The sequence below is a fragment of the Pseudoroseomonas sp. WGS1072 genome, assembly GCF_049340465.1.
GTDB lineage: Bacteria > Pseudomonadota > Alphaproteobacteria > Acetobacterales > Acetobacteraceae > Pseudoroseomonas.
Genome location: NZ_JBMPSU010000001.1, coordinates 608,747 through 630,751 on the forward strand (window position 1 = coordinate 608,747; position 22,005 = coordinate 630,751).

The 22,005-nt window shown below is 71.7% G+C and carries 22 protein-coding genes; 9 read left to right on the plus strand and 13 right to left on the minus strand.

The window, feature by feature from the left end; genetic code table 11:
* Positions 1 to 130: 130 nt before the first annotated feature.
* Positions 131 to 1,372, minus strand: coding sequence for an MFS transporter (locus tag ACF3NH_RS02960; RefSeq protein ID WP_422921799.1), 1,242 nt, complete (start codon positions 1,370 to 1,372; stop codon positions 131 to 133).
* A 392-nt stretch (positions 1,373 to 1,764) separates the two neighbouring features.
* On the opposite strand from ACF3NH_RS02960, the gene ACF3NH_RS02965 reads away from it, so the two are divergent.
* The 4 genes from ACF3NH_RS02965 to ACF3NH_RS02980 all read left to right on the plus strand — a co-directional run bounded on the left by ACF3NH_RS02965 (position 1,765) and on the right by ACF3NH_RS02980 (position 5,427).
* The gene (locus ACF3NH_RS02965; RefSeq protein ID WP_422921800.1) at positions 1,765 to 2,307 is read left to right on the plus strand and encodes a sigma-70 family RNA polymerase sigma factor; all 543 of its coding nucleotides are present in this window, start codon (positions 1,765 to 1,767) and stop codon (positions 2,305 to 2,307) included.
* Positions 2,304 to 2,996, plus strand: a complete 693-nt coding sequence (locus ACF3NH_RS02970) for an anti-sigma factor (protein WP_422921801.1) — start codon at positions 2,304 to 2,306, stop codon at positions 2,994 to 2,996. The genes ACF3NH_RS02965 and ACF3NH_RS02970 overlap by 4 nt, the downstream gene beginning before the upstream one ends.
* A gap of 257 nt (positions 2,997 to 3,253) precedes the next feature.
* Complete coding sequence (locus ACF3NH_RS02975) at positions 3,254 to 4,126, plus strand: hypothetical protein (RefSeq protein ID WP_422921803.1); 873 nt, start codon at positions 3,254 to 3,256, stop codon at positions 4,124 to 4,126.
* Between the two features lie 38 nt (positions 4,127 to 4,164).
* On the plus strand, positions 4,165 to 5,427 hold the full coding sequence (locus ACF3NH_RS02980) for an OmpA family protein (RefSeq protein WP_422921804.1): 1,263 nt from the start codon (positions 4,165 to 4,167) through the stop codon (positions 5,425 to 5,427).
* Positions 5,428 to 5,473: 46 nt separating this feature from the next.
* Here the strand turns inward: ACF3NH_RS02980 and ACF3NH_RS02985 are convergent, their stop codons facing one another.
* The 9 genes from ACF3NH_RS02985 to deoC all read right to left on the minus strand — a co-directional run bounded on the left by ACF3NH_RS02985 (position 5,474) and on the right by deoC (position 14,421).
* Positions 5,474 to 6,028, minus strand: a complete 555-nt coding sequence (locus ACF3NH_RS02985; protein ID WP_198365808.1) for a hypothetical protein — start codon at positions 6,026 to 6,028, stop codon at positions 5,474 to 5,476.
* A 38-nt stretch (positions 6,029 to 6,066) separates the two neighbouring features.
* Complete coding sequence (locus ACF3NH_RS02990) at positions 6,067 to 6,849, minus strand: DUF4394 domain-containing protein (protein ID WP_422921805.1); 783 nt, start codon at positions 6,847 to 6,849, stop codon at positions 6,067 to 6,069.
* A 117-nt stretch (positions 6,850 to 6,966) separates the two neighbouring features.
* A complete protein-coding gene (rbsK, locus tag ACF3NH_RS02995; RefSeq protein ID WP_422921806.1) occupies positions 6,967 to 7,902 on the minus strand; it encodes a ribokinase in 936 nt (311 codons plus the stop codon).
* A gap of 15 nt (positions 7,903 to 7,917) precedes the next feature.
* Positions 7,918 to 9,015 (minus strand): aldose 1-epimerase family protein, encoded by a 1,098-nt coding sequence (locus ACF3NH_RS03000; RefSeq protein ID WP_422921807.1) that lies wholly within the window; start codon positions 9,013 to 9,015, stop codon positions 7,918 to 7,920.
* Complete coding sequence (locus ACF3NH_RS03005; RefSeq protein ID WP_422921808.1) at positions 9,012 to 10,010, minus strand: ABC transporter permease; 999 nt, start codon at positions 10,008 to 10,010, stop codon at positions 9,012 to 9,014. The genes ACF3NH_RS03000 and ACF3NH_RS03005 overlap by 4 nt, the downstream gene beginning before the upstream one ends.
* An 11-nt stretch (positions 10,011 to 10,021) precedes the next feature.
* The gene (locus ACF3NH_RS03010; protein ID WP_198365803.1) at positions 10,022 to 11,014 is read right to left on the minus strand and encodes an ABC transporter permease; all 993 of its coding nucleotides are present in this window, start codon (positions 11,012 to 11,014) and stop codon (positions 10,022 to 10,024) included.
* The gene (locus ACF3NH_RS03015) at positions 11,011 to 12,507 is read right to left on the minus strand and encodes a sugar ABC transporter ATP-binding protein (protein WP_422921809.1); all 1,497 of its coding nucleotides are present in this window, start codon (positions 12,505 to 12,507) and stop codon (positions 11,011 to 11,013) included. The genes ACF3NH_RS03010 and ACF3NH_RS03015 overlap by 4 nt, the downstream gene beginning before the upstream one ends.
* Positions 12,508 to 12,625: 118 nt before the next feature.
* Complete coding sequence (locus ACF3NH_RS03020) at positions 12,626 to 13,681, minus strand: autoinducer 2 ABC transporter substrate-binding protein (RefSeq protein ID WP_422921810.1); 1,056 nt, start codon at positions 13,679 to 13,681, stop codon at positions 12,626 to 12,628.
* 38 nt (positions 13,682 to 13,719) lie between these two features.
* Positions 13,720 to 14,421 carry a deoxyribose-phosphate aldolase gene (gene deoC / locus ACF3NH_RS03025; protein ID WP_422921811.1) on the minus strand — a complete coding sequence of 234 codons (702 nt, stop codon included), beginning with the start codon at positions 14,419 to 14,421 and terminating at the stop codon, positions 13,720 to 13,722.
* A 119-nt stretch (positions 14,422 to 14,540) separates the two neighbouring features.
* Here deoC and ACF3NH_RS03030 point away from each other — a divergent pair, with 119 nt between their 5' ends.
* The 5 genes from ACF3NH_RS03030 (at position 14,541) to ACF3NH_RS03050 (ending at position 18,934) form a co-directional block, all read left to right on the plus strand.
* Entirely contained in the window at positions 14,541 to 15,371 is an 831-nt protein-coding gene (locus ACF3NH_RS03030; protein WP_422921812.1) for a DeoR/GlpR family DNA-binding transcription regulator, read from the plus strand.
* Between the two features lie 35 nt (positions 15,372 to 15,406).
* On the plus strand, positions 15,407 to 17,086 hold the full coding sequence (locus ACF3NH_RS03035; protein WP_422921813.1) for an FGGY-family carbohydrate kinase: 1,680 nt from the start codon (positions 15,407 to 15,409) through the stop codon (positions 17,084 to 17,086).
* Between the two features lie 169 nt (positions 17,087 to 17,255).
* Positions 17,256 to 17,516 carry a hypothetical protein gene (locus ACF3NH_RS03040; RefSeq protein WP_422921814.1) on the plus strand — a complete coding sequence of 87 codons (261 nt, stop codon included), beginning with the start codon at positions 17,256 to 17,258 and terminating at the stop codon, positions 17,514 to 17,516.
* Positions 17,517 to 17,897: 381 nt separating this feature from the next.
* Entirely contained in the window at positions 17,898 to 18,488 is a 591-nt protein-coding gene (locus ACF3NH_RS03045; RefSeq protein WP_422921815.1) for a hypothetical protein, read from the plus strand.
* A 35-nt stretch (positions 18,489 to 18,523) separates the two neighbouring features.
* Positions 18,524 to 18,934 (plus strand): hypothetical protein, encoded by a 411-nt coding sequence (locus tag ACF3NH_RS03050; RefSeq protein WP_422921816.1) that lies wholly within the window; start codon positions 18,524 to 18,526, stop codon positions 18,932 to 18,934.
* Positions 18,935 to 19,006: 72 nt separating this feature from the next.
* Here ACF3NH_RS03050 and ACF3NH_RS03055 read toward each other — a convergent pair whose 3' ends face one another.
* From ACF3NH_RS03055 to ACF3NH_RS03065, 3 genes are all read right to left on the minus strand, one after another.
* Complete coding sequence (locus tag ACF3NH_RS03055) at positions 19,007 to 19,357, minus strand: DUF983 domain-containing protein (protein ID WP_232477013.1); 351 nt, start codon at positions 19,355 to 19,357, stop codon at positions 19,007 to 19,009.
* A gap of 187 nt (positions 19,358 to 19,544) precedes the next feature.
* The gene (locus tag ACF3NH_RS03060) at positions 19,545 to 20,927 is read right to left on the minus strand and encodes an aminotransferase-like domain-containing protein (RefSeq protein WP_422921817.1); all 1,383 of its coding nucleotides are present in this window, start codon (positions 20,925 to 20,927) and stop codon (positions 19,545 to 19,547) included.
* A gap of 167 nt (positions 20,928 to 21,094) precedes the next feature.
* The gene (locus ACF3NH_RS03065; RefSeq protein WP_422921818.1) at positions 21,095 to 21,886 is read right to left on the minus strand and encodes a 2-keto-4-pentenoate hydratase; all 792 of its coding nucleotides are present in this window, start codon (positions 21,884 to 21,886) and stop codon (positions 21,095 to 21,097) included.
* Positions 21,887 to 22,005 lie beyond the last annotated feature (119 nt).

Consider the following 22,005-nt stretch of genomic DNA (forward strand, 5'->3'; position numbering starts at 1 on the left):
GACCCTACCCTTGCAAAACGGGGCCGCGGCAGGCCTCGCGCCCGCCTGGTTGTCTGCTCCGTTCCGCCGCCAGCCTGGACGGGCACGACGGAACATCGATCCTGCGGCCCTAGCACGCCGCCCGGCGGCGCTAAAGAACCAAACCCGCCGGGGAAGCCGGCACCCGTCCGGCGGCACGCCGCCCCCGCAGCAGCAGCCAGGCGACGATCAGCACATTCGCCGCGTTCCAGATGACGCCGTTCAGGAAGGCGGCGGCATAGCTGCCGGTCAGATCGAAGATGACGCCGGAGAGCCAGCCGCCCAGCGCCATCCCCACCAGCGTCGCCATCAGCACGATGCCCACGCGCGTCCCGACCTCCGAGGCCGGAAAGCTCTCACGCACGATCACCGCGTAGGACGGCACGATGCCCCCCTGCACCACGCCGAAAAGGGCCGAGAGCATGAACAATGAGGCCAGGCCGTCGAAGAACAGGAACAGCGACAGGGCCAGCCCCTGCAGCACCGAGCCCAGAAGCAGCGTCGCCAGCCCGCCGATCCTGTCGGCGATGAGGCCGGAGCCGATGCGTGACACGATGCCGCAGGCGAGCATCACGGAAAGCATCTCCGCCCCGCGCGCCACGCCATAGCCGAGGTCGCCGCAATAGGCGACGATGTGCACCTGCGGCATCGACATGGCGACGCAGCAGGCCACGCCGGCGCAGCAGAGGATCGCCGTCAGGCCGTTGCGCGAGAGGCCGAGCGGGCGGGCCCGTCCCGCCTCGCCCGGGCCTTCGCCGTCCCGCGATCCCGGCGCGCGGGCGCGCAGCACCAGGGCCAGCGGCAGCATCGTCAGCAGGCAGATGCCGCCCACCATCATGTGCGCCACGCGCCAGCCATGCGCGCCGATCAGCCAGGTCAGCACCGGCGGCCAGACGACACCCGCCAGATAGTTGCCCGAGGCCGCCAGGGCCACGGCGGTGCCGCGCCGCCGCCGGAACCAGAGCGAGGCATCGGCCACCAGCGGCGCGAAGGCGGCGGAGGCGCCGAGCATGCCGATCATCAGACCCTGGGCCAGGGTGTAGAAGGCCAGGTCCGGCGCCATCCCGGCGAGGACATAGCCGACGGCCAGCATCACGGTCGCGCCCATCAGCGGCCGCATGGCGCCGAACCGGTCCGTGAGCCGCCCCATCAGGATGCCGCCGGCGCCGAAGCCCAGCATGGTCAGGGTATAGGGCAGCGAGGCGGCGCCACGCGTCACGCCGAACTCGGCCTGCACATAGGGCAGCGCGACAATGACGGACCACATTCCCACGCCGCCCAGCATGGAGAGCGTGATGATGGCGGAGAGACGAATCCAGGCGGTCCGCGAATCCGGCAGGGCCTCGCCCGTCATGCGGCCGGCACCGGGAGACGGCCGGCCGCACCGGGCCGGGACGGCGCCCCGCGCGCCTCGAACACGTTCATGTCCTGCGTTTCCCTCACCATCGCCGGTCCGTGCCGGGCGTTGGCCGCAGTCTGCGGCATGGCGGGGGGCCACGCCAGGGCCGCGCCGGAGGCGGGGAAATTTTCGTTTGCCTTCATCCGCCGGTTGCCGCGCCATCGCGGCGGCCTCCCCTGCCATTCCTGCGGGCCCAAGGTCGGCGGCGCCATGCCGGAAGGATGCGGACCGCTGGTCCAGCCAGGCGGCACGGCCCTTCCCCGCCGCCCATCAAGCAGATGTCAGGCATGCCTGCCCTTGCGCTCCCGGCGAAATCCGTCTCGCCTCCCGGAAGCGGCGGAGGGCGCATGGACGGTCAGCACCAGAGCATGGAGTTTCTGCTCGCGGATATCGCGCGCGGCCGCCGGGACGCCCTGCGGCCGGTCTATGATGCGCAGGCCAGCCGCATGTTCGGCGTCGCCATGGCGATCCTGCGCGACCGCGAGGCCGCGGCCGATGCGGTGCACGACGCCTTCCTCAAGATCGCGGGCCGTGCGGGCCAGTACGATTCCGCGCGCGGCCCGGCAGCCGCCTGGATGATGGGCATCGTCCGCAACGCGGCGCTGGACCGCGCCCGGGCGCGCGGGCGGGAACTGCCGACCGACGACCCCGGCCTGGGCGACGCGGCGCTGGAGCCCCGCGTCCTGGAGGGGATCGCGGAGCAGGAGGACGGCCGGCGGCTGCAGGAATGCCTGGACCAGCTCGACGCCCATCCTCGCGGCGCCATCCTGCTGGCCTTCGTGCACGGCCTGTCGCATCCGCAGATCGGTGAACGGCTCAAGGCGCCACTCGGCACGGTGAAATCGATGATCCGTCGCGGCCTGCTGCGGCTGCGGGAGTGCATGACATGATCCCCGAGGATCGCGAGGAGAGAGATCTGCTGGCCGCCGAATACGTGCTCGGCACGCTGGAGGCGCGTGAGGCGGCGGCACTGGAGGAGGCCCTGCCCGGCGATGCCGGGCTGCGGCAGGAGGTGGACGGGTGGCGCCGCCGGCTGGCGCCGCTTTCCCATCTGCAGCCCGCGCTCGACCCTCCACCGGCGCTCTGGCCGCGCATCGAGGCCTCGCTGGCGGGACTCGGGCCGGCCCCCTCGCGCGCCGCGCCGCGCCGGGAGAGGGCCGGCTGGATGTGGCGGGGCTGGGCGCTCGGCAGCACGGCGCTCGCCGCCGGGCTGGCCGCCTTCCTGTGGCTGCGGCCGGCGCCGGAGCGCCTGACCACCGTCCTGCTCACCCAGCGCGACCAGCCGGCCTGGCTGGTCGAGGCGCAGGGCGGCGCGCTGCGGCTGGCCGCGCTCAATCCGCAGCCGGTCGATCCGAGCCGGGTGCTGCAGCTCTGGGCGCTGCCGCAGGGCGCCACGGCACCGACCTCGCTCGGCCTGATTCCCGGGGACGGCAGCGTCACGGTCACGCCGGGCGGCCTTGCGCCGTCTCCCGGCATGCTGATCGAGATCAGCCTGGAACCTCCGGGGGGCTCGCCCACCGGCAGGCCGACGGGACCCATTCTGTTCATCGGCCGGCTGACCGCCGTCGGGGGCGCATGAACCCGGCGCCCCCGACGAGACGTCATCCCCGCCAAGCCGGCAGGTCCAGGAAGGGGCAATGAATTGTTCCAGAACAATGGCTTACAGTTTTTTACCCAAGAAGTTGTTCTCGGCCTGATTCCAAACCCCGTCATCTCTGTCCGCTCGATCTTCCTGTCGCCGGCCGACCTTCCCCGATCACGGCATCGCGATGACTGCATCTGATCTTCCTCTCCCGCCGTAGCCCCGGGGCGGTCATTGGCGAGAGGAAGAACAACTTGGATACGGCGCATCGCATCCGGCCTGCCTCCTCCGCTTCCTCAGGGGATGCGGGACGGCTTTCCCCCCGCGCGCCGCGCCCGGCGATCCCCGCCTTCGGCCAGGCGGCACAGCCGGACCCGTCGCAGGTGGTGCTGCCCACACCGGCGCCGTCCACGGCGCATCTCGCTGCCTGGCATGCGGGGATCGGGCGGCCCGCCGCGGCCACGGCCGCACCGGGGCCCTATCCGGGGCCCTATCGGGTCGTGCGGTCGGGGGCGGCGCCGGTGGACCGCTCCGATCCGCCCTGGCGGCGGCCGGCGGGATGGGTGGGCCTGGGCCTGGCCGGCTGCGTGCTCGGCGTGGCCATGGTCCTGGCCATCCCATGGCCGGGCGACCCACCCGCCGAGCCACTGCGCCGCTGGGCATCCGGCCTGGCGCCGCGCGCGCTTCCGCCGCCGCAGGACCTGAGCTCCATCGCCCCTCCCGCCGTGATCGCACTGCCGATTCCCCCTGTTCCGGGGGAGGCGCCGGCGGAGGCTCCCCTGGACACCGCGCCGGGGCTCAACGCCCTGGCCGCGCCCGTCCCGGCTCCGGACATGCCGCCGGGGCCGGAGAACGCGACGCCGGCTCCACCTCCCGGCCCCGCCTCGGCGTCGCTGGCGCGGCCGGATGGGCCGGACAGGGCCGGCCCGACCCCGCCCCGGTCGGCCTCGCCCCGGCCGGGGCCATCCGCCCCGGTGAGTTCGCCCGGCCGGGCAGCTCCGGCGCCGCCGCGGTCCGAGGCCCTGGCGGCCTGCCGCGCCACGATCCTGCGCGCGCAGTTGGGCGAGGCGCTTGGCGCAGCGGACCGGCAACGGCTGCGCGATGGCTGCGGCGAGCGGCAGCCCTGACCTCCATCCAGACCACGAAGCCTCCGGAGATCCGAGCCATGTCCCCCCCTGCCCTGTTCCGCGCCATGTCCTGCCTCGGCCTCCTCGGCCTGCTGGCCGGATGCACCACCCCTCCCTCCCCCGAAGCCGCCGCCCCGACCCTGCCCATGCGGGTGGCGGAAGCGCCGAAGCCGCCCAGGGACGCCCAGACGCTGGACGAGGCGGTACGGGACCTGACCATCGCCCTGTTCGACCGGGCACGGATCGACCCGCCAGGCCCCTCCGGCCGGCATCCTCTGGTGATCGATCCGCTGATCGACCGCGCAACCGGCATCCAGACCAGCGCGACACGCGGGATGGAGGCGCGGATGGCGGAGATCATCGGCCAGCGCTACCCGGACTATGCCCTGCAACCCTTCGGCACGGAGAGCCTGCGGGCGAGGCCTGTGGTGCTGATGGGCGCCATCACGCCGGTCCCGGGTCCGGGCGTCATCCCGGCGAGCAGCGCACCGCGACCCGGCACCTATCGCATCTGGGCCGTGCTGGGCGATCTCCGCACGGGCAAGGTCGTCTCGCACGAGACCGCCTGGGTCCGCGCCGAGGCGGTGGACATGGCGCCGACCGGCTTCTTCCGCGACAGCCCCGCCTGGTCGCCGGAGGCCATCACCGCCGCCTACCTGCAGACCTGCGCGCGCGATCCCGGCGAGCCGATCGATCCCCGCTACCTGGAGGCCTTGCCGGCCCAGGCGCTGATCGCCGATGGCATCCGCGCCTATGAGGACGAGCGATACGCCGCCGCGCTGGCCGCCTATGAGGCAGCCGTCGCTCTGCCGGGCGGAAGCCCGATGAAGGCCCGCAACGGCCTCTATCTCAGCAACCGCGCCCTCGGCCGCGCGGAGGCGGCGGAGGCGGCCTTCGGCCAGGTGGTGAAGCAGGGCCTGGACCAGGGGCGGCTGGCGATGAAGTTCCTGTTCCGCCCCGGCACGCCCGCCTTCTGGCCCAACCCCGAGATCAGCGGCGATTATCCGATGTGGCTGCGCCAGATCGCCGCGCAGAGCACCCCGCGTGCCGTCTGCCTCGACCTGACCGGCCATTCCAGCCCGACCGGCACCGCCGCCTGGAACGAGCACCTGTCCGCCGGACGGGCCGAGACCGTGCGCCGCGGCCTTGTCGCCCGCGCGCCGGAACTGGAGCCGCGCTCCACGGCCACCGGCCTGGGCGCGGCGGCGCTGCTGATCGGCACCGGGACGGACGATCTCTCGGATGCGCTCGATCGCCGGGTGGAGTTGCAGCCCCGCGCCTGCAGGATCGCGTCGCGGTAGGCGTTGACCGGACGGGCGGGGAGGCCCGTCCGGTCACGGCCACGGGTCAGCGCCAGGGCGAAAGGTCGAGGCTGAGAAGGCGGCGCAAGGTGTCGTCCGAGATCTGCCCGACCACCGGCCGGTAGGCTCCGTCGCCGTCGAACAGCAGGAAATCCTCCACCGGGGCGTTCACGCCCCGTGCCGGCTGGTCCTCCGTGAGGATCAGCGCCCGGAGGAGCCGGTTGGCCAGCACCGCCGCCAGCCTGGAATCGACGTGGAAGCCGGCGGATCGCAGCGGCAGGGGCGGCTCGGCGCTGCGATGATCCTCCCGCAGCCGCATGCGCACGAAGCCGACCACGCCATCCTGGAACAGCAGGCGGTAGATGCCCTGGCGCAGACCATGCGCGTCGACGGCGGATTCATGCAGCACCTCGGCCTCGGTGTGGTCGAGGATGCGCTGCATCTCGTCATGGAGGAGGCCCGCCCCCTCACTCATCTGGGCGAAGAGCGTGGCGCTGTAGCCGCAGACGAAGTGCTCCAGCGCCGACTGCACGCCACGGCGCGGCAGGGCGTAGAGCTTCGGCATCAGCAGCAGATCGGCAACGGTGGCCTTCTTGTGCATCACGGTCTCCCGGGAGGGCGGGTGGGGAGGGGTGGCCTTCAATGGAGGGCGGCAATGTCGACGATCTCGCTGCCCGGCAGGCCGGCGACGGCGCCGAGGAGGCGCACCTGACCGGTTTCCAGCGTGACAACCCCGAGCTGGCCCGCGGACAGCAGCCAGGCCCGGTTTCCGCCCTGGGCGTCCGCCAGGATGTCGAAGGCGACACCGGCCGGCAGCGATTCCATGGCGCCCCTGGCCTGCTGCACGCCCTCATTGGGGGGTGCCTGCAGGTTCAGTTGTCCGAGAGACGTGTCGATGGTGTACAGCGCCGTGGAGGACGGCTTGCCGATGCTGTTGGTGTATGCGCCGGCCACGATGCGCGGCACGGTGCCGCCCAGCGGACCCGGCTGGTATGTCAGCCCGCCATCCCGCGTCACGGCGCCGGTGTCGGGATGCACGCGGAAGTTGGCACCGTTCATGCCCATCAGCCGCAGACGGTCGGCCATGGGGTTGAAGTCCACCACACTCCTTCCGCCCGGCGTGAAGGGCTCCGACAGCCGCGCGACCACCACGGCCTGCCCGCTCCGGTGATCGATCGTCACGATGCGGCCGGTGTCGGTGACGCCATAGATCCTGCCGTCCGCCGCACGCTGGTCGATGCCGAGCAACCGGCCCTCGGCGCCGCGGATGGCGACAGGCCGGCCAGCTCCGAGGGTCTCGCTGTCGATCTCCACCAGGCGGCTGTCGTTCGTCAGCGCGAGCAGCGTGGCGGCCCCCGCGGGCGTGGCGGCGGCGGCGGCCGCGAGGCCGAAGCCCAGTGCCAGAGAGTACGAAACATGCATGGCCGATGATCCTTGCTGCACGGGCCGCCTTGCGGTGCCCTCATGAGCGGTACGGGCCGCGCCCGGCCCTGGATGCATCGGGACTGGAATTCCGGGAAAACGCGCGGAGGCCGTGCCTCAGCCCCCGCCGAGGGCCTCGCGGAAGGCGGCGAACTCCGCCTCGCCGGCGAAGGCCTTCTGGGTTCCCTGCCGGGTGATCGAATCCGCCGCGTACAGGGCGCCCCAGCGCATCGCCGCGAGCGTGTCGCCGTGGCTCGCGTAATGCTGCGCGAAGGCTCCCAGGAAGGCATCGCCCGCGCCGCTGGTGTCCACCGGCCGCACCGGCACGGCCGGCACGTGGCGCGCCGGGCCCTCGGCCGTCACCAGCAGCGCGCCCTCCGCGCCCAGGGTCACGATCACCTGCCTCACCCCGCGCGCCACCAGCGTGCGGGCGGCGGCCTCGGCCTGCTCCCGCGTCTCCGCCGGCAAGCCGCTCAGGATGCCGAGTTCCGTCTGGTTCGGCGCCAGGAAGGTGGCGCCCAGGATGCGCGAGACATCCAGCTCCGGCACCGCCGGCGCCGGATTCAACAGCACCGGAATGCCGCGCGCGGCCGCCCAGTCGATGACGTGGTACACGGTCTCCAGTGGGATCTCGAGTTGCAGCAGGATCAGCCCGCAGGTGGCGAGGTCCGCGGCGGCCGCGTCCACATCGGCCGGCAGCAGGTGCTCGTTGGCGCCCTTGACGATCAGGATGCGGTTCTCGCCCGAGGGCTCGACGAAGATCGGCGCCACGCCGCTCTGCGCGCCCGGCACGGCGCGCACATGCGTCACGTCGATGCCGATGTCCCGGAGGTTGCGGATGGTGCCGCCGCCGAACAGGTCATCGCCGACACGGCTGACCAGCAGCACCTCGCCGCCGAGCCTGGCGGCGGCGACGGCCTGATTGGCGCCCTTGCCGCCATGCCCCATGCTGAAGGACGGCGCGGCGAGGGTCTCGCCCGCCGCCGGCATCCGGTCGATATAGGTGACGAGATCGACCATGTTGCTGCCGACCACACCGATGCGCGCGCTCATGACGGCCGCTCCGTTCTACGCCAGGGAGGAGATGGTCAGGGAGGAGATGGTCCGGTCCATCCGCGCGGCGGCGGTCCGGTCGAGGTAGCCGAGGCGCACGGCGAAGGCCGCGCGGCCTCCGGGCGGCAGCAGGCGCACATGGCCCTTGCGCCTCTCCGCCGCGTAACCCTCGGGCTGGCAGGTGGACGGCAGGGCGAAGGCGGCCACCTTCTGGTCCGGATCGTTCAGGATCCAGCGCACGCAATGCGGCAGCGCGTCGGGGCGGTAGGACAGCGCGAAGCCATCCCCTTCCGGCCGCCTCAGCATCAGATGCGTCTCGCCCCGCGCATCGGTGCCGAGGCCGCTCAGGTAGAAGACCTGCTCCGGGTCATAGAGCGCGGACTCGTCGAGCCTCGCCATGCGCGCGGGATCGCGGGCGAGGTCGTCGATCAGCGCCAGGTAGTCCGCATCGGGCGTGACATGGGCGGGCACGGCGCGGCGCACCGTTACGTGTTCCGGGGTATAGGGCGCCGCCTGGATCAGCTCCGCCCCCGGCACGAAGGCGAAGTTGACGTGGCACATGTACATCAGTTCCATCGGCTTGCCGGAGCGGTTCTCGACACCGAGGCCGATGTCGAACAGCGTGGCGCCGGGGCGCAGCGTGAGGGAGGGATGCGCGAGGTAATGCGGCCCGAAGCCCACGACATGATCCCGCTCGGACACGGCGCGGAGGAACGGCCCCTCGGCGTCCTCGCCCCATTCCAGCCAAGCGGACCGCATCTCGGCGCAGGGGAACTCGCCATGCGCGGCGTGGTCGTCCTCCGCCGCCGGCACGCCGTTGCGCAGCAATCCGCTGTGGAAGGCGAAGCAGCCATAGGTGCCGCCGATGCCGGTGGCGGGGCGCGGCATGTCGAAGCCGCTGGTCATGGCAAGATCCACGCCGTCGAAGCAGGCCGACCAGATCATGCCGCCCATCCAGGGCAGGACCTCGACCATCCCCCGCGCATTGGCGAGGCGGAGCGCGCCGATGCCGGTGGGGTAGCGGTGCAGCGTGGCGCGCATCTCGCCGGCGCGGAACACCTCGCGCGGGGCCTCGCCGCAGAGGCCGGGATGCAGGGGAATGGTGGCGATCATGCTCCGCGGCCCCGCGCGCGCCAGGCGGCCAGCGCGATGGAGAGCAGCAGGAAGCCACCCCAGATGAGATCGACGAGGAAATTGCTGAAACGCATGATCTGCAACCCCGAGGACAGGAGCATCAGCGCCACCAGCGCCAGGGCGATGCCGGGCACCGAGCCCTTTCCGCCCGCCGGATTGGTGCCCGCCAGCACCGCGATCAGCACCGCCTGGAGCAGGTAGGAGACGCCGTAATCCGACTTCGCCGCGTTGGTGCGGCCGGAGAGCAGGATGCCGGCGATGGCCGCCAGCCCGCCTGTCAGCACATAGGAGAGGAACACCGTGCGCGCGGTGCGCAGTCCGGCGAAGACGGCAGCCCGGGGATTGGTGCCGATCAGCGTCAGGTCGATGCCGAAGACGGTGCGCGAGAGCAGGAACCAGACCAGCCCCGCCACGATGAGGAACACCACCAGCGGCGCGGCCACGCCGAGAACCGTGCCGTTTCCGAACTGGCCCCAGAGCGCGGGGAAACCCACCACGGCCGGCCCGCCGGTGAGAACCAGGCAGATGCCGGTGAAGACCTGCCCGGTGCCGATGGTGGCGAGGATCGGCGTGACGCGCAGCCTGGCGATGAGGAAGCCGTTGACGGCCCCCGCCAGCAGCCCCGTGCCGAGCGCGATGCCCACCCCGGCGAGCACCAGCGGCAGGGACAGGTTGGCGAGTTCTGGCCCGCGCGGCGCACCGACGCTGTGGAAGAACAGGCCGGCCAGGATGCACGACAGGTTGGCGATGCCGATGACCGAAAGGTCGATGCCGCCGGTCAGCATCGCCACCATCATGGCGATGGCGAGCAGCCCGAGCTCGGGCGCGATGAAGGTGATGGATTCGAAGACATAGGGCCGCAGGAACCGCTCGGGGTTCAGCGCCGCCATGCCGGCGAAGATCAGCACCGTCAGCAGGAGGAGCTGGAGGAGGTCGGTATCGGCCCGGCGCAGGCGCTGCATGAAGGCGGACATGCTGTCTCTCCTCAGGCGAGGCGCTGGCGATCGCGCCAGGCGGTGATCGCGGTGGCCGCGATGACGATGAGCCCCACCACCACGCGCTGCCACGTCGTGTCGATGCCCAGGATGATCAGGCTGTTGGTGATCACGACCAGCGTCAGCACGCCGAGCATGGTGCCGATGACCGTGCCGCGGCCGCCGAAGATGGAGGCGCCGCCAAGCACCACGGCCGCGATGACGTCCAGCTCCAGCCCCACCATGTCGCGCGGGTTGGCGGTCCAGATCATCGCGCCGTGCAGCAGCCCGGCGAAGCCCGCCAGGGCGCCGGCGAGGCCGTAGATCAGGAAGGTGATGCGCCGCGTGTTGAAGCCGACGCGCCGCGCCGCCTCCATGCCGCCACCCATGGCGTAGATGCCGCGCCCGAGCATGGTGTGGCGCAGCATGAGATGCACGGCGAGCGCGATCGCCGCATAGACCAGCACCATCGAGGACAGGCCTGCCATGCTGCCATCGCCCTGCGTCACCTGCAGAAACTCGCCCCGGGCGAAGTCGATTAGCCGGGGTGGCATCTGGCCGATGTTGATCTGGCTGGTGCCGACCACGCCGAGGATGAAGCCGCGCACCGCCGTGCCGGTGCCGAGCGTCACGATCAGCGGGATCATCCGCAGGTAATGGACGAAGGCCGCGTTCACCAGCCCGAGGCCGAGGCCGATGCCGCTCGCCATCAGGAAGGGCAGGACGACACCGTCGAACCCCCAGGCGATCATCGCCTTCACGGTGAGATACATGGCGGCGATGGCGAAGGCCGGGAAGGAGACGTCGATGCCGCCCGAGAGCATGACCAGCAGCACGGCCAGCGCCAGGATGCCGGTGACGACGCTGGCGCGCAGCAGGCTGAAGACGTTGGCGGGCTGCCAGAAGACCGGGTTGACCGTGCCGATGACGAGCACCGCGACCACCAGCACCGCCGCCACCATCAGCTCCGGATGGCGCCGCAGCGCGCGGGCCAGGCCACTCATTGCAGCGCCCCCAGGCGCTCGCCGAGCGCCGCCTCGCTGGTGGCGGCGGCCTCCACCTCGTCCACCAGCCGGCCCCGGTGCAGCACCAGGATGCGGTTGCAGTTGTCCACCAGTTCCGGCAGGTCGTCGGAGATCATCAGCACTCCCAGGCCGTGGCCGCGGGCCAGGTCACGGATCTTGCGGTGGATGCCGGCCTTGGAGCCGACATCGACACCCACGGTCGGTCCGTTCAGGATGAGGATGCGCGGATCGTTCAGCAGCCAGCGACCGATGACGACGCGCTGCTGGTTGCCGCCGGAGAGCTGCGTCACCGGCCGGTTGCCCGTCGGGGTGGCGATGGCCATCGCGCGGATCATCCCCGCCGCCGCCTCCGCCGCGCGGCCGGCCCGCAGCACGCCGAAGCGGCTCAGCCGGCCATGCGAGGCGGCCAGCAGGTTGCGGTCTATGGTCGCGGCCAGGAACAGCCCCTCGGTCAGGCGGTCCTCCGGCACATAGGCGATGCCCGCGGCGATCGCCGCCTGCGACGAGCCGAGCTTCGCCTCCCGCCCGTCGATGCGGATGCGGCCGCCGTGGCCGGGCTTCATGCCGAACAGGGCGAGCGCCAGCTCCGTGCGCCCCGATCCGAGCAGGCCGGAGATGCCGAGGATCTCCCCCGGCATCAGCCGGAAGGAGATGTCGTCGAGCTGGCCGGGGACGGAGAGGTTCTCCACCTCCAGCAGCGGCGTGGCCCCGGCTTCGCCCTCCCGGCGATAGCCCTCGGCGGCGATCTCCTGGCCGGTCATGGCGCGGGTGATGCCCGCCTCGTCGAACGCCGCGATCGGGCCCGCCGCCACCACCTCGCCGTTGCGGATGACGGTCAGGCGCTCGCTGATCTCCAGCATCTCGCGCATCTTGTGGCTGACGAAGAGCACGGCGATGCCGCGGCTCTGGATGTCGCGCACCACGCGGAACAGCGCCGCCACCTCGCGCCCCGTCAGCGCCGTGGTGGGCTCGTCCATGATCAGCAGGCGCGGGTCGGACATCAGCGCGCGGGCGATGGCGACGAGCTGCTTGCCCGCCGTCGGCAGCGTCTCCACCGGCGCGTCCGGATCGAGCGCGACGCCGAGCTTGCGCGTCGCCTCCTCGGCGATCCGCCGCACGCGGCGCCAGGAGACGATCCGGGTGCCGGATTGCAGTTCCAGGCTGAGGGCGAGATTCTCGGCCACCGTCAGGTTCGGGAAGAGCGAGAAGTCCTGGTAGATGACCTGCACGCCGCGGGCGATGGCGTCCCGCGGCGTCAGGCCCGCCACGGCCTGGCCATCGATCAGGATCTCGCCGCGGTCCGGCTGGTTCACGCCGCTGATGATCTTGATCAGCGTGGACTTCCCGGAACCGTTCTCTCCCGCCAGGCAATGAATCTCGCCGCGGCCGATGGCGAGCGAGACATCCTTCAGCGCGTGCACCGCCCCGAAGCTCTTGCCGAGATGGCGCAGTTCGATCAGCGGAGCGGTCATGGGACCTCTTTCCTCCAGCGGCCAGCCGGATCCGGGAGCGTCGTCTCCCGCCCGGCGTCGCGGCGCGCCTCCGACCCCGAGACAGTCAGGAGCCGCGCCGGGATCGGACGTTATCGGCTCAGAAGTTGTACTGGGCCATGTTGTCCTTGGTCACGCCCACCCAGCCCTGGCCGGCGAAGACGTTCGGGCGGTCCTGGCTCACCGGCTTCAGGTCGCCGTAGCCGGCCAGGCCGAGATCGAGCCCTGGCCTGATCTCCTTCTTGGCCAGCGCCATCACCGCCATCACGTTCATGGCATAGCCGGCGACCGCGGGGTCCCAGAACTGGATGTAGTTGATGGCGCCATTCTTCAGGTACTCGCCGGCGACGGAGACGAGGCCGGTGCCGGAGAAGAAGAGCTTGCCCTGCAGGTTCCGCTCGGAGATCAGGCGGCCGGCGCCGGCCGAGGTCGGCATCGGCGCGCCGAGGATGCCCTTCAGGTCGGGGTAGGCGGTCAGCACTTCCTTGAGCTTGTTGTAGTCCGTCGTCGCGTCGTCATAGGTTTCGATGCGGCGCGTGGCCTCCTGCATCTTCGGGAAGTGCTGCTTCTGATAGGCCACCGCGCCGTCGATCCACTCCATCTGCGACTGCGAGGTGAGGCTGCCGACGGTGGCCACGTACTTGCCCTCGCCGCCCATCTGCTCGCCGAGCTTCTCCATCAGCTTGGCGCCGTAGGCGTGGTTGTCGAAGGCCTCGATGTCGTAATCGATGTTCCGCAGCCCCGCCGCCTCGTGCGAGATGACGACGATGCCCTGCCGCCGCGCCTTCTGCAGCACCGGCTCCACCGCCTCGACCGAGAAGGGCACGATGCAGATGGCGTCGACGCCCTGCGCGATCAGGCTCTCGACGAGTTGCACCTGGGCGGCGGCATCGGCCTGGCTCGGGCCCACCATCCAGGTGTCGTGGCCCTGATCGGCGCCGAACTGCTTCACGCCCTCGCGCATGCGGTCGAACCAGGCGATGCCGTCGACCTTCACCACGGTCGCGATGACGCGCTTCCTGCCCGCCTTCGCGTTGATGTCGGCGGCCACCTTGCCGGCGTCCACCGCCTTGCCCTGGGCCCGGGCGGGCCGGACGAGGCCGCCGGCCATCAGGCCACCGGCGGCCAGCGCACCGAAGCTGCGACGAGTGATCATGGCTTGTTCCTTCCCTGTCTTCCGTTTCGAGCCCGGTCTCAGTAGCCGGCAGTGGCGGCCGGCGCCGCGCCGGAGACCAGCGCCACGCCCGAGCTGGCGCCGATGCGCGTGGCGCCGGCGGCGATCATGGCCTGCGCCTGGGCCAGCGTCCGCACCCCGCCCGAGGCCTTGACGCCGATCCGCGGCCCCACCTCGGCGCGCATCAGGGCGATATCGGCCTCCGTCGCCCCGCCGGTGGAGAAGCCGGTGGAAGTCTTCACGAAATCCGCCCCGGCCTCGACGGCGAGGCGACAGGCGATGCGCTTCTGCGCCTCGTCGAGCAGGCAGGTCTCGATGATGACCTTGAGCACCCGGCCCGGGCAGGCGGCGCGCACCGCGGCGATGTCCGCCCGCACCGCGTCCAGCCGCCCGTCGCGCAGCGCGCCGATGTTGATCACCATGTCGATCTCGTCCGCCCCGTCGCGCACGGCCCGCGCGGTCTCGAAGGCCTTGGCCTCCGGCGTGGTGGCGCCGAGGGGGAAGCCCACCACGGAGCAGGTCCGCACACCGCTGCCGCTCAGCAACCCGGCCACCTGCGCGACGTTCACCGGATTGACGCAGACCGAGCAGAAGCCATGCGCGCGCGCCTCCTCGGCCCAGAGGCGCAGCTCGGCCTGGCCGGCCTCCGGCTTCAGCAGGGTGTGGTCGATCAGCTTCGCCAGCGCTGCGGCCGAGATCGGCCCGGATTGCGCCTGTACCATGTGCCGCCGTCCTCTGGAGGCGGCGATCGGCCGTCCCCGCATTTGTCAGTTTTATAACAATTGTTATAATCCTCACACCAGCTCCGCGCGACGTCAAGCGGCGCTGACAGGGAGGTGACATGGCGCTCGGCGAGGGACAGGGCCTGGCCGGCCGGCGGCGCGCCGAACGCATGGCGCGGCTGGAGAGCCTGCTGCGGGAGAACGGCCCGGCCCGGCTGGAGGAAGCGGCGCGCCGGCTGGACGTGTCCTCGATGACGCTGCGGCGCGACCTGGCCCGGATGGCCGCGGCCGGCGAGCGGCGGGTGATCCTGCTCGGCGGGCATGTGCTCCCCTCCGGCACCACCCCCTCCCCCGCCCTCTCCCCGGGCGCCTATGCGCTGGAGCGCGAGCAGGACCAGCACGCCGCCGCCAAGCGCCAGGCCGCCGCCCATGCCGCGCGCCTGGTGCGGGAGGGGGATGCGCTGTTCGTCGATTGCGGCACCACCACGCCGCATCTGGTGGAGAGCCTGCCCCCCGGCCTGTCCCTCACCGTGGTGTGCTACGCGCTGAACATCGCCACCCTGCTGGCGCGGCGGCCGAACACACGGCTGATCCTGCTCGGCGGCCTCTATCATCCCGGCGCCACCACCTTCAGCTCGGACGAGGCGCTGGCGAGCCTGCGGCGGCTGCGTCTCAACACCGCCTTTCTCTCAGCCGCCGGCGTGGATGCCGCGCACGGCGCCACCTGCGTCAACTTCAATGAGGTCGCGGTGAAGCAGATGGCGCTGGCCAGCGCCGCCCTGGCGGTGCTGGTGGTGGATGGCAGCAAGCTGGGCCAGGTTCGCCCGGCCTATTTCGCGCCGCTCTCCGCCTTCCGGCATGTCGTCACCGACACGTCGGCGCCCGCCGCCGCGCGGGCGGCGCTGCGCCGCGCCGGCGGCAGCCTGGACCTCGCCCCCGCCGCGCCCTGATCCGCAGACCGGACCCCGCATCCAGGAGACACACCATGCAGGACATCGTCATCGGCGTTGATGTGGGCACGGGCAGCGCGCGCGCCGGGGCCTTCACGCCGGAGGGCGTCATGCTGGGCCAGGCCACGCATCCCATCCGCCTGTGGCGCCCCTCGCCCGAGATGGCCCAGCAATCCTCGGAGGACATCTGGTCCGCCGTCTGCGCCGCGGTGCGTGGCGCGCTGGCGGGGCTGGCGCGGGCCGGCGGGACGCCGCGCGTGCGGGGCCTGGGATTCGACGCCACCTGCTCCCTGGTGCTGCTCGATGCCGCGGGCGGCCCCGTTCCGGCCGGCGAGGATGGCGATGCGGCGCAGAACGTCGTGGTCTGGCTGGACCATCGCGCCGCCGCCGAGGCGGAGGAGATCAATGCCGGCGCGCATGACGTGCTGCGCTACGTCGGCGGGCGCATCTCGCTCGAGATGCAGGTGCCGAAGCTGCTCTGGCTGAAGCGCCACCTTCCCGGCAGCTGGCGCCGGGCGGCGCATGTCCTCGACCTGCCGGACTACCTGACGCACCGTGCCACGGGGAGCCTCGCGCGCTCGCTCTGCTCCGCCGTGTGCAAATGGACCTATCTCGGCCATGAGGGGCGGTGGGACGCCGGCTTCTTCCGCGCCATCGGCCTCGATGACCTGGCGGAGGAGGGCTTCCGCCGGATCGGCACGGCGATCCTCCCGCCGGGCCAGCGCATCGGCACGCTCTGCGCCACCGCCGCCGCGGCCCTCGGCCTGCCCGAGGGCATTCCCGTCGGCGCCTCGGCGATCGACGCCCATGCCGGCGGCCTCGGTGTCCTCGGCGCCGCGCTGGACGGCGCCGCCCCTGGCGCGGCGGCGCTGAACCGGCGCGTGGCGCTGGTGGGCGGCACCTCCTCCTGCCACATGGCCGTCTCGCCCGAGGCGCGCTTCGTTCCCGGCGTCTGGGGCCCCTATCACGCGGCGATGATGCCGGGCCTGTGGCTGAACGAGGGCGGCCAGTCGGCCACCGGCGCGCTGATCGACCATGTCATCACCACCCATGCCGCCTATCCCGCCATGGCCGATGCCGCCGGCCGGGCGGGGGAGACCATCTACCAGGCGCTCAACCGCGAGCTGGCCCGGATGGCCGCCGGCCTGCCCTTCCCCGCCCTGCTGACCGAGGGGCTGCACGTGATGCCGGACTTCCACGGCAACCGCTCGCCCCGCGCCGACGCCTCGTTGCGGGGCATGGTCTCGGGCCTGCGCCTGGCGGCGGGGGCGGAGGATCTGGCGCTGCTCTATCTCGCCACGGTGCAGGCCGTGGCCTATGGCACGCGCCACATCATCGAGGCGATGAACGGGCGGGGCTACGCCATCGACACCGTCATGGCCTGCGGCGGCGGCACCCGCAACCCGGTCTTCCTGCGCGAGCATGCCGATGCCACGGCCTGCCGTGTCGTGCTGCCGCGGGAGCCGGAGGCCATCCTGCTCGGCGCCGCTATGCTGGGCGCGACGGCGGGCGGGGTGCATCCCGGCCTGCCGGAAGCCATGGCGGCGATGAGCGGGGCGGGCACCATCCTGGCACCGGGCGAGGCCGCGATCCGGCGCTATCACGACGCCAAGTACGCGGTCTTCCGGCGGATGTATGAGGACCAGATGGCGTATCGCGCGCTGATGCGGGAGGCGGCGATCGATGGCGGCCCGCCTGGGGCCGGGCGGGCATGACCAGCCCCCGGCGGGCTTGCCGCTCCGGCCTCGCGGCCAGTCAGGTGGAAAGGCCGGGGCCGGCCGCGGGCCCTGAGGGGGCGCTCCGGGTCGCGCCCGGCGCGCGCGTTCAACGACCCCGGCGATCCGGCGGTCGCGGCGACACGGCAGGATGTGGCAGTCTGCCGGGATGATCGACACCGCCCTGTCCCGCACCATCCGCATTCGTGTCTATCAGGACAGTGTCCGCGACCTCGGCCGAACCTTCCGTCTGTCGACCGATGCCGACCCGCGCGGCGCACTCCGGCAGGCCGTGCTGGCGGCCGTCCCCAGGAACGAGGGCTGGACCTCGCAGCTCTTCACCCTGGAGCGGACGAATCCGGGCGAGCGTGTCGCCGCTCTGCTGGCGGCCGCCGGGACGGCGCGGGCGCCACGGCATGGGGCGGGATGATATTTCGGGACGCTGCACCAGCTTGGCGCAAAGGCCGACGTCTGGCTCACCACCTACCACCATCCTCTGGCCGGGGGTGCGGCCGCCGTGGTCGAGTGGTTCAAGGGCAGCGGGTTGCGCCCTTCTCCAGCCGCTGGACGAGACGGAGCGCGCGGCGTTCCTGCGCCGCTACGAGGCGGAGGTGGCGCGGGCCTATCCGGCGCTGGCGGATGGCACAGTGCTTCTGCCCTTCCCGAGATTGTTCTTTGTCGCGACCGCAGGGTGATGAGGGCCACGGCACGCCGGGCCTGTCGCATTCTCCGCCGGCTTTCCAGAAATTGGTATGGCGTTCCTCCGGGCTCAGGCTAGGCTGGCGATCCTGTGTGACGGAGCCGGCCTCGGATGCCCAGCCTCGACAACCGCTTCCTCCTCGCCGCCGTGGTGGACCGGATCATCTACGGCCAGGAAGACACCTTCCGGCGGGAGGATGCCTGCGAGCTGCTGCGGCAAATGCCGGCGCCGCATCCCCTCCGGCTGCTTCGCCTGCCGATCGAGTTCAAGGCCCAGGGCAGCATGCCGGGCCGCCGGATGAGCGGCAGCGCCGCGGGCCTGGGCGACGTCTCGGTGGACGGCGACCGGCGCAGCTTCGCCTATGACAGCCAGGCCGGCCGCACCGTTCGGGTCGGCCAGTGGAAGCTGCAGCACACGGCCGGCTTCCGGGAGGCGCTGCGCGGCCAGGCGCTGATAGAGATCGTGCAGATGGTGGGCGAGGCCGGCCGGGAGGGACGCTCCGCCGTGCTGGCCTATCAGCGCGGCGAGCCCGTCGAGCTGCGCGGCTTCGTGCAGAAGGAGCGCTTCATCGGCCGCCACGCGATCATCGTCTCCAGGTCGGCGCCCTGGAAGAAACCCGTGCAGGGACAGGCCGTCGAGGCCGCCTACGAGATCGAGACCCCGCAGGGCAAGGATGGCGGGGTGTTCCGGTCCGCCGCCTGAGGGCGGCGACTCGACAACCCCCGCCGCATCGCCCGATGCACGCATTCCTGTGGTTCATGTCGCTCGTGCTTCTCTCCGTGCCTGTGGCCATGTTCGTGGTCCTGGGCATCCTCATCGCGGACATCGCGGGACGGCCCGCGGAGCGGATGGAGGGAATCGTCGCGAGCCGGAAGTGGCACGCCGCCTCCGTCTCGCTGACGACCATCGCCGTGGTGACGCCAGGCGGCCAGGTCGGGACCGGCGTGGTACCGACCGCCGATCCCGAGAAGTACGAGGTCTGTCTGCAACTGGAGGATCAGCGGCATTGCGCCGCCGTTCGGCCAGCGCACTTCGAGATGTTGCCGCCGGGAACCCGGATTGCCGCTCTGGCCCGGCGTGGACGCCTCACGGGGCGGATCCGGATCGTCCGCGTCCTGGATCGAGGAGAGGAGGCCGCGCCGCCTTAAGCGATGCGGCGGCGGGAGATCCCGCGCGGGCACCGTCGCGGAAGGATGGCCCTCCCGGAAGCCTGAGCGGTATCAGGCGGAGCGCTGATGGGTGGCGCCCGACGATCCGGCGGGCTTCGGCGCCGGTGCGGCCATGCCGAAACGCGCTTCCTCGGCCTTGAAGAAGAACTGGCTGGCCACGAGCCAACCCTTCAGGGGCCGCAGCGGCGGGATGCAGGTCAGCAGCATGAAGGGCAGCGTGATGACGAGATGCGCCCAGTTGGGGGGCGCGAACTTCGCCTCGAGCCAGAGCGCCAGGATGACCGTGGGAATGCAGGCGAAGCAGATGACGAAGAAGGCCGGGCCGTCAGCGGGGTCGGCATAGGAGTAATCCAGGCCGCAGACCTCGCAGCGGGAGCGCAGCTTCAGGAAACCGTCGAACATGTGGCTCTGGCCGCAGCGCGGACAACGGCCGCGAATCCCGGTGCGGAGAGGGGGAAGAGGCGGCCAGTCCTGATCGGATGACATCGCGTGTTCCTCTGAAAGGCAGTGTCTCGGATTGCCTGCATTCAATTCTGCGGCTTATGCTCCATATCAACATACAAAATCAAGATAAATGTAGGCATATTCCTCATACAATCATGGAGGACATGGCGGGTGCCTCGGACAGCAGATCCGCCATCTGCTGCAGCGCCCTGCGGAGGCTCTGCGGGTCCTCGGCGGCGCCCAGCCCGATCCGGACCGCCTCAGGCGGCGTCGAGACGGCAAAGCTGTCGCTGGCGACGATGCCGATGCCGAGGTCCGGGGAGCGCAGGCGCGCGACGAACTCGCCGCGGGTCCAGGCCTCCGGCATCCGGAGCCAGAGGTGGAAGGCCGCGGGATCGCCCGCCACCTGCCCTGGCAGCAAGGTCTCCCTGGCGATGGCGTGCCGCGCCGCCGTTTCCCGGCGGATGGCCTCGACGATCCCTGCGGCTGTCCCGTCGCCGATCCAGCGCGTCGCCAGCGCGGTGGTCAGCGGCGAGGCCATGCCCGTCGTGGCCCTGATGGCCGAGGCGAGCCGGGAGATCTGACGGGGCTCGGGCACGGTGAGGTAGGCGATGCGGAGCGCCGGCGAGACGGGCTTGGCCAGACCGGAGACGTGGAAGACGGCGTCCGGCGCCAGGGCCGCCAGCGGCGGTGGCGCTTGGGGCGCCAGGGCGCCGTAGGCATCGTCCTCGATGATGGGCACGCCATGCCGGCAGGCGATGGCCACCAGCGACCGGCGCCGCTCCAGCGGCATCGTTGCCGTGGTCGGGTTGTGCAAGGTCGGGGTGCAGTACAGCGCCCTGGGGCGGTGGCTCCGGCAGGCCTGCTCGAAGGCATCGGGCAACAGGCCGTCGCCATCCATGGCGACCGGTGCCAGCCTCAGACGCAGGTGGGCCGCCAAACTGCGGAAGCCGGGATAGGTCAGCGCCTCGCAGCACACCACGTCACCCGGTTCGCACAGGACGCTCAGCAGGGAAAGCAGGGCGCCCTGGGCGCCCGCGCAGACCAGCAGCTGCTCGGGCCCCACATCGACACGCCCTTTCAGCCAGGCGGCGCCGGCCTGCCGATCCCCGGGGCCGCCGCCCACCTGCTGGTAACGGAGCAGAAGGTCGAGATCCAACTCCGCCGCGAAGGCGCCGATCTCCTGCCGCAGCTTGTCCCGCAGATCCAGGCCCGCCGGCAGTGGCGGCGCATTCATGCGGAGATCCGTGGACCGGGCCGCCTGCCGCGGCTCCGATGCCACCGGAGCCGGGGCGTGGCCTGTGCGCACGAAGGTGCCCTGGCCCACGCGCCCTTCCACCAGGCCGCGGCGGGCCGCTTCGGCATAGGCGCGGGTGACGGTGGTGAAGTCGACGCCGAGCGTCTCCCCCAGCGCGCGCTGCGGCGGCAGGCGGGTGCCATTCGCCACGCGGCCCGCCCGGATGTCCCGCTCCAGCGCATCCGCGATGGCCCGGTACAGCGGCTTCGTCGAGCGATCGAGGCTCGGCACCCAAACCAGATCTCCAGCGGAGCGCGACACGGCCAACCTCATTCAACATACAATCCGCACCGTAGCGCCCTATTGTATGCATTCAAAGAGGGTGCGCGCTCCGCCCTGGCGCAGGGAGCACCCACCGCCAGGACGTGGAAGACGCCGCTGACCCGTAGGACGCTCTCCTACGGCGCGCCGGTCTCGAAAGCCGCCTGCACCTCGGCGAGATCGCCGAAGATCGCCCGCACGTGCTGGCCGGCCTGGACCGGGAACATGCCGGTGGCGGAGCCCGTGCTGATCGTCTCGCCAGCCCGCAGGCCACCCCCCTCCCGCCGCCGCGCCTCGGCAAGCCAGAGCACCGGGCCGAGGGGGTTCCCCATCACATCCGAGCCCCTTCCCTGCCGCCGCCGTACCCCATCGACCTCCAGCACCACAGGGATCTCCTCCAGGCCTTCGCGCCATCCTTCGATCAGCCCCCCGAAGACGTAGCGGCCGGAGGCGCTGCCATCGGCCAGCACGGCGGGAAGGGGCGGCAGCGCCTCCATCGGGAAGCGGCATTCCGCCACCTCGATGCCCGCATGGACGGTCCTCACCGCGCCGAGGATCTCTTCCATGCGCCAGGGCGTGTCGCGGGCAGGCAGATCCTGGCCCAGCGTGACGAAGAACTCGCATTCCACCAGCGGGTCCAGCAGCGTTCCGTGCCGGAAGCGGGCCGGCGATGTCGTGGCATGGCGCCGATAGGTCCGGCCATAGATCGGCCTGGTGCGGCGCAGCTTCTCCTGCATCGCCGGTGTCGTCGCCGCGATCTTCCATCCGAGCGCGTCCCAGCCGAGAAGCTCGGCCACCATCCCGTTGACCTGGTAGGCTTCCTGCTCCGTCTCGGGCACGAGATGGGGCGGGAGATCCTGGATCTGCTTCCCGTCACGACGCGCGGCGCAGAGCAGCTCCGCCAGTTGCAGCCGCCGGTCAGTCTGCATGGTCGCTCTTTTTCTCCCCGTGTGAAGCACCTGCCAGCATGGCGGGCGTCAGCGCAGAGATGAAGTCGGCGCAGCCCGCGGACGACCGGGAACGGGAAGATGGCCAGCGTCCCTTCCTT

What these genes read in the sequence shown, in the direction of transcription:
- ACF3NH_RS02960 (WP_422921799.1), bottom strand. Translation starts at nt 1,372, where the DNA reads ATGACGGGCGAGGCCCTGCCGGATTCGCGGACCGCCTGGATTCGTCTC.
- ACF3NH_RS02965 (WP_422921800.1), top strand. Translation starts at nt 1,765, where the DNA reads ATGGACGGTCAGCACCAGAGCATGGAGTTTCTGCTCGCGGATATCGCG.
- ACF3NH_RS02970 (WP_422921801.1), top strand. Translation starts at nt 2,304, where the DNA reads ATGATCCCCGAGGATCGCGAGGAGAGAGATCTGCTGGCCGCCGAATAC.
- ACF3NH_RS02980 (WP_422921804.1), top strand. Translation starts at nt 4,165, where the DNA reads ATGTCCCCCCCTGCCCTGTTCCGCGCCATGTCCTGCCTCGGCCTCCTC.
- ACF3NH_RS02985 (WP_198365808.1), bottom strand. Translation starts at nt 6,028, where the DNA reads ATGCACAAGAAGGCCACCGTTGCCGATCTGCTGCTGATGCCGAAGCTC.
- ACF3NH_RS02990 (WP_422921805.1), bottom strand. Translation starts at nt 6,849, where the DNA reads ATGCATGTTTCGTACTCTCTGGCACTGGGCTTCGGCCTCGCGGCCGCC.
- rbsK (WP_422921806.1), bottom strand. Translation starts at nt 7,902, where the DNA reads ATGAGCGCGCGCATCGGTGTGGTCGGCAGCAACATGGTCGATCTCGTC.
- ACF3NH_RS03000 (WP_422921807.1), bottom strand. Translation starts at nt 9,015, where the DNA reads ATGATCGCCACCATTCCCCTGCATCCCGGCCTCTGCGGCGAGGCCCCG.
- ACF3NH_RS03005 (WP_422921808.1), bottom strand. Translation starts at nt 10,010, where the DNA reads ATGTCCGCCTTCATGCAGCGCCTGCGCCGGGCCGATACCGACCTCCTC.
- ACF3NH_RS03010 (WP_198365803.1), bottom strand. Translation starts at nt 11,014, where the DNA reads ATGAGTGGCCTGGCCCGCGCGCTGCGGCGCCATCCGGAGCTGATGGTG.
- ACF3NH_RS03015 (WP_422921809.1), bottom strand. Translation starts at nt 12,507, where the DNA reads ATGACCGCTCCGCTGATCGAACTGCGCCATCTCGGCAAGAGCTTCGGG.
- ACF3NH_RS03020 (WP_422921810.1), bottom strand. Translation starts at nt 13,681, where the DNA reads ATGATCACTCGTCGCAGCTTCGGTGCGCTGGCCGCCGGTGGCCTGATG.
- deoC (WP_422921811.1), bottom strand. Translation starts at nt 14,421, where the DNA reads ATGGTACAGGCGCAATCCGGGCCGATCTCGGCCGCAGCGCTGGCGAAG.
- ACF3NH_RS03030 (WP_422921812.1), top strand. Translation starts at nt 14,541, where the DNA reads ATGGCGCTCGGCGAGGGACAGGGCCTGGCCGGCCGGCGGCGCGCCGAA.
- ACF3NH_RS03035 (WP_422921813.1), top strand. Translation starts at nt 15,407, where the DNA reads ATGCAGGACATCGTCATCGGCGTTGATGTGGGCACGGGCAGCGCGCGC.
- ACF3NH_RS03040 (WP_422921814.1), top strand. Translation starts at nt 17,256, where the DNA reads ATGATCGACACCGCCCTGTCCCGCACCATCCGCATTCGTGTCTATCAG.
- ACF3NH_RS03045 (WP_422921815.1), top strand. Translation starts at nt 17,898, where the DNA reads ATGCCCAGCCTCGACAACCGCTTCCTCCTCGCCGCCGTGGTGGACCGG.
- ACF3NH_RS03050 (WP_422921816.1), top strand. Translation starts at nt 18,524, where the DNA reads ATGCACGCATTCCTGTGGTTCATGTCGCTCGTGCTTCTCTCCGTGCCT.
- ACF3NH_RS03055 (WP_232477013.1), bottom strand. Translation starts at nt 19,357, where the DNA reads ATGTTCGACGGTTTCCTGAAGCTGCGCTCCCGCTGCGAGGTCTGCGGC.
- ACF3NH_RS03065 (WP_422921818.1), bottom strand. Translation starts at nt 21,886, where the DNA reads ATGCAGACTGACCGGCGGCTGCAACTGGCGGAGCTGCTCTGCGCCGCG.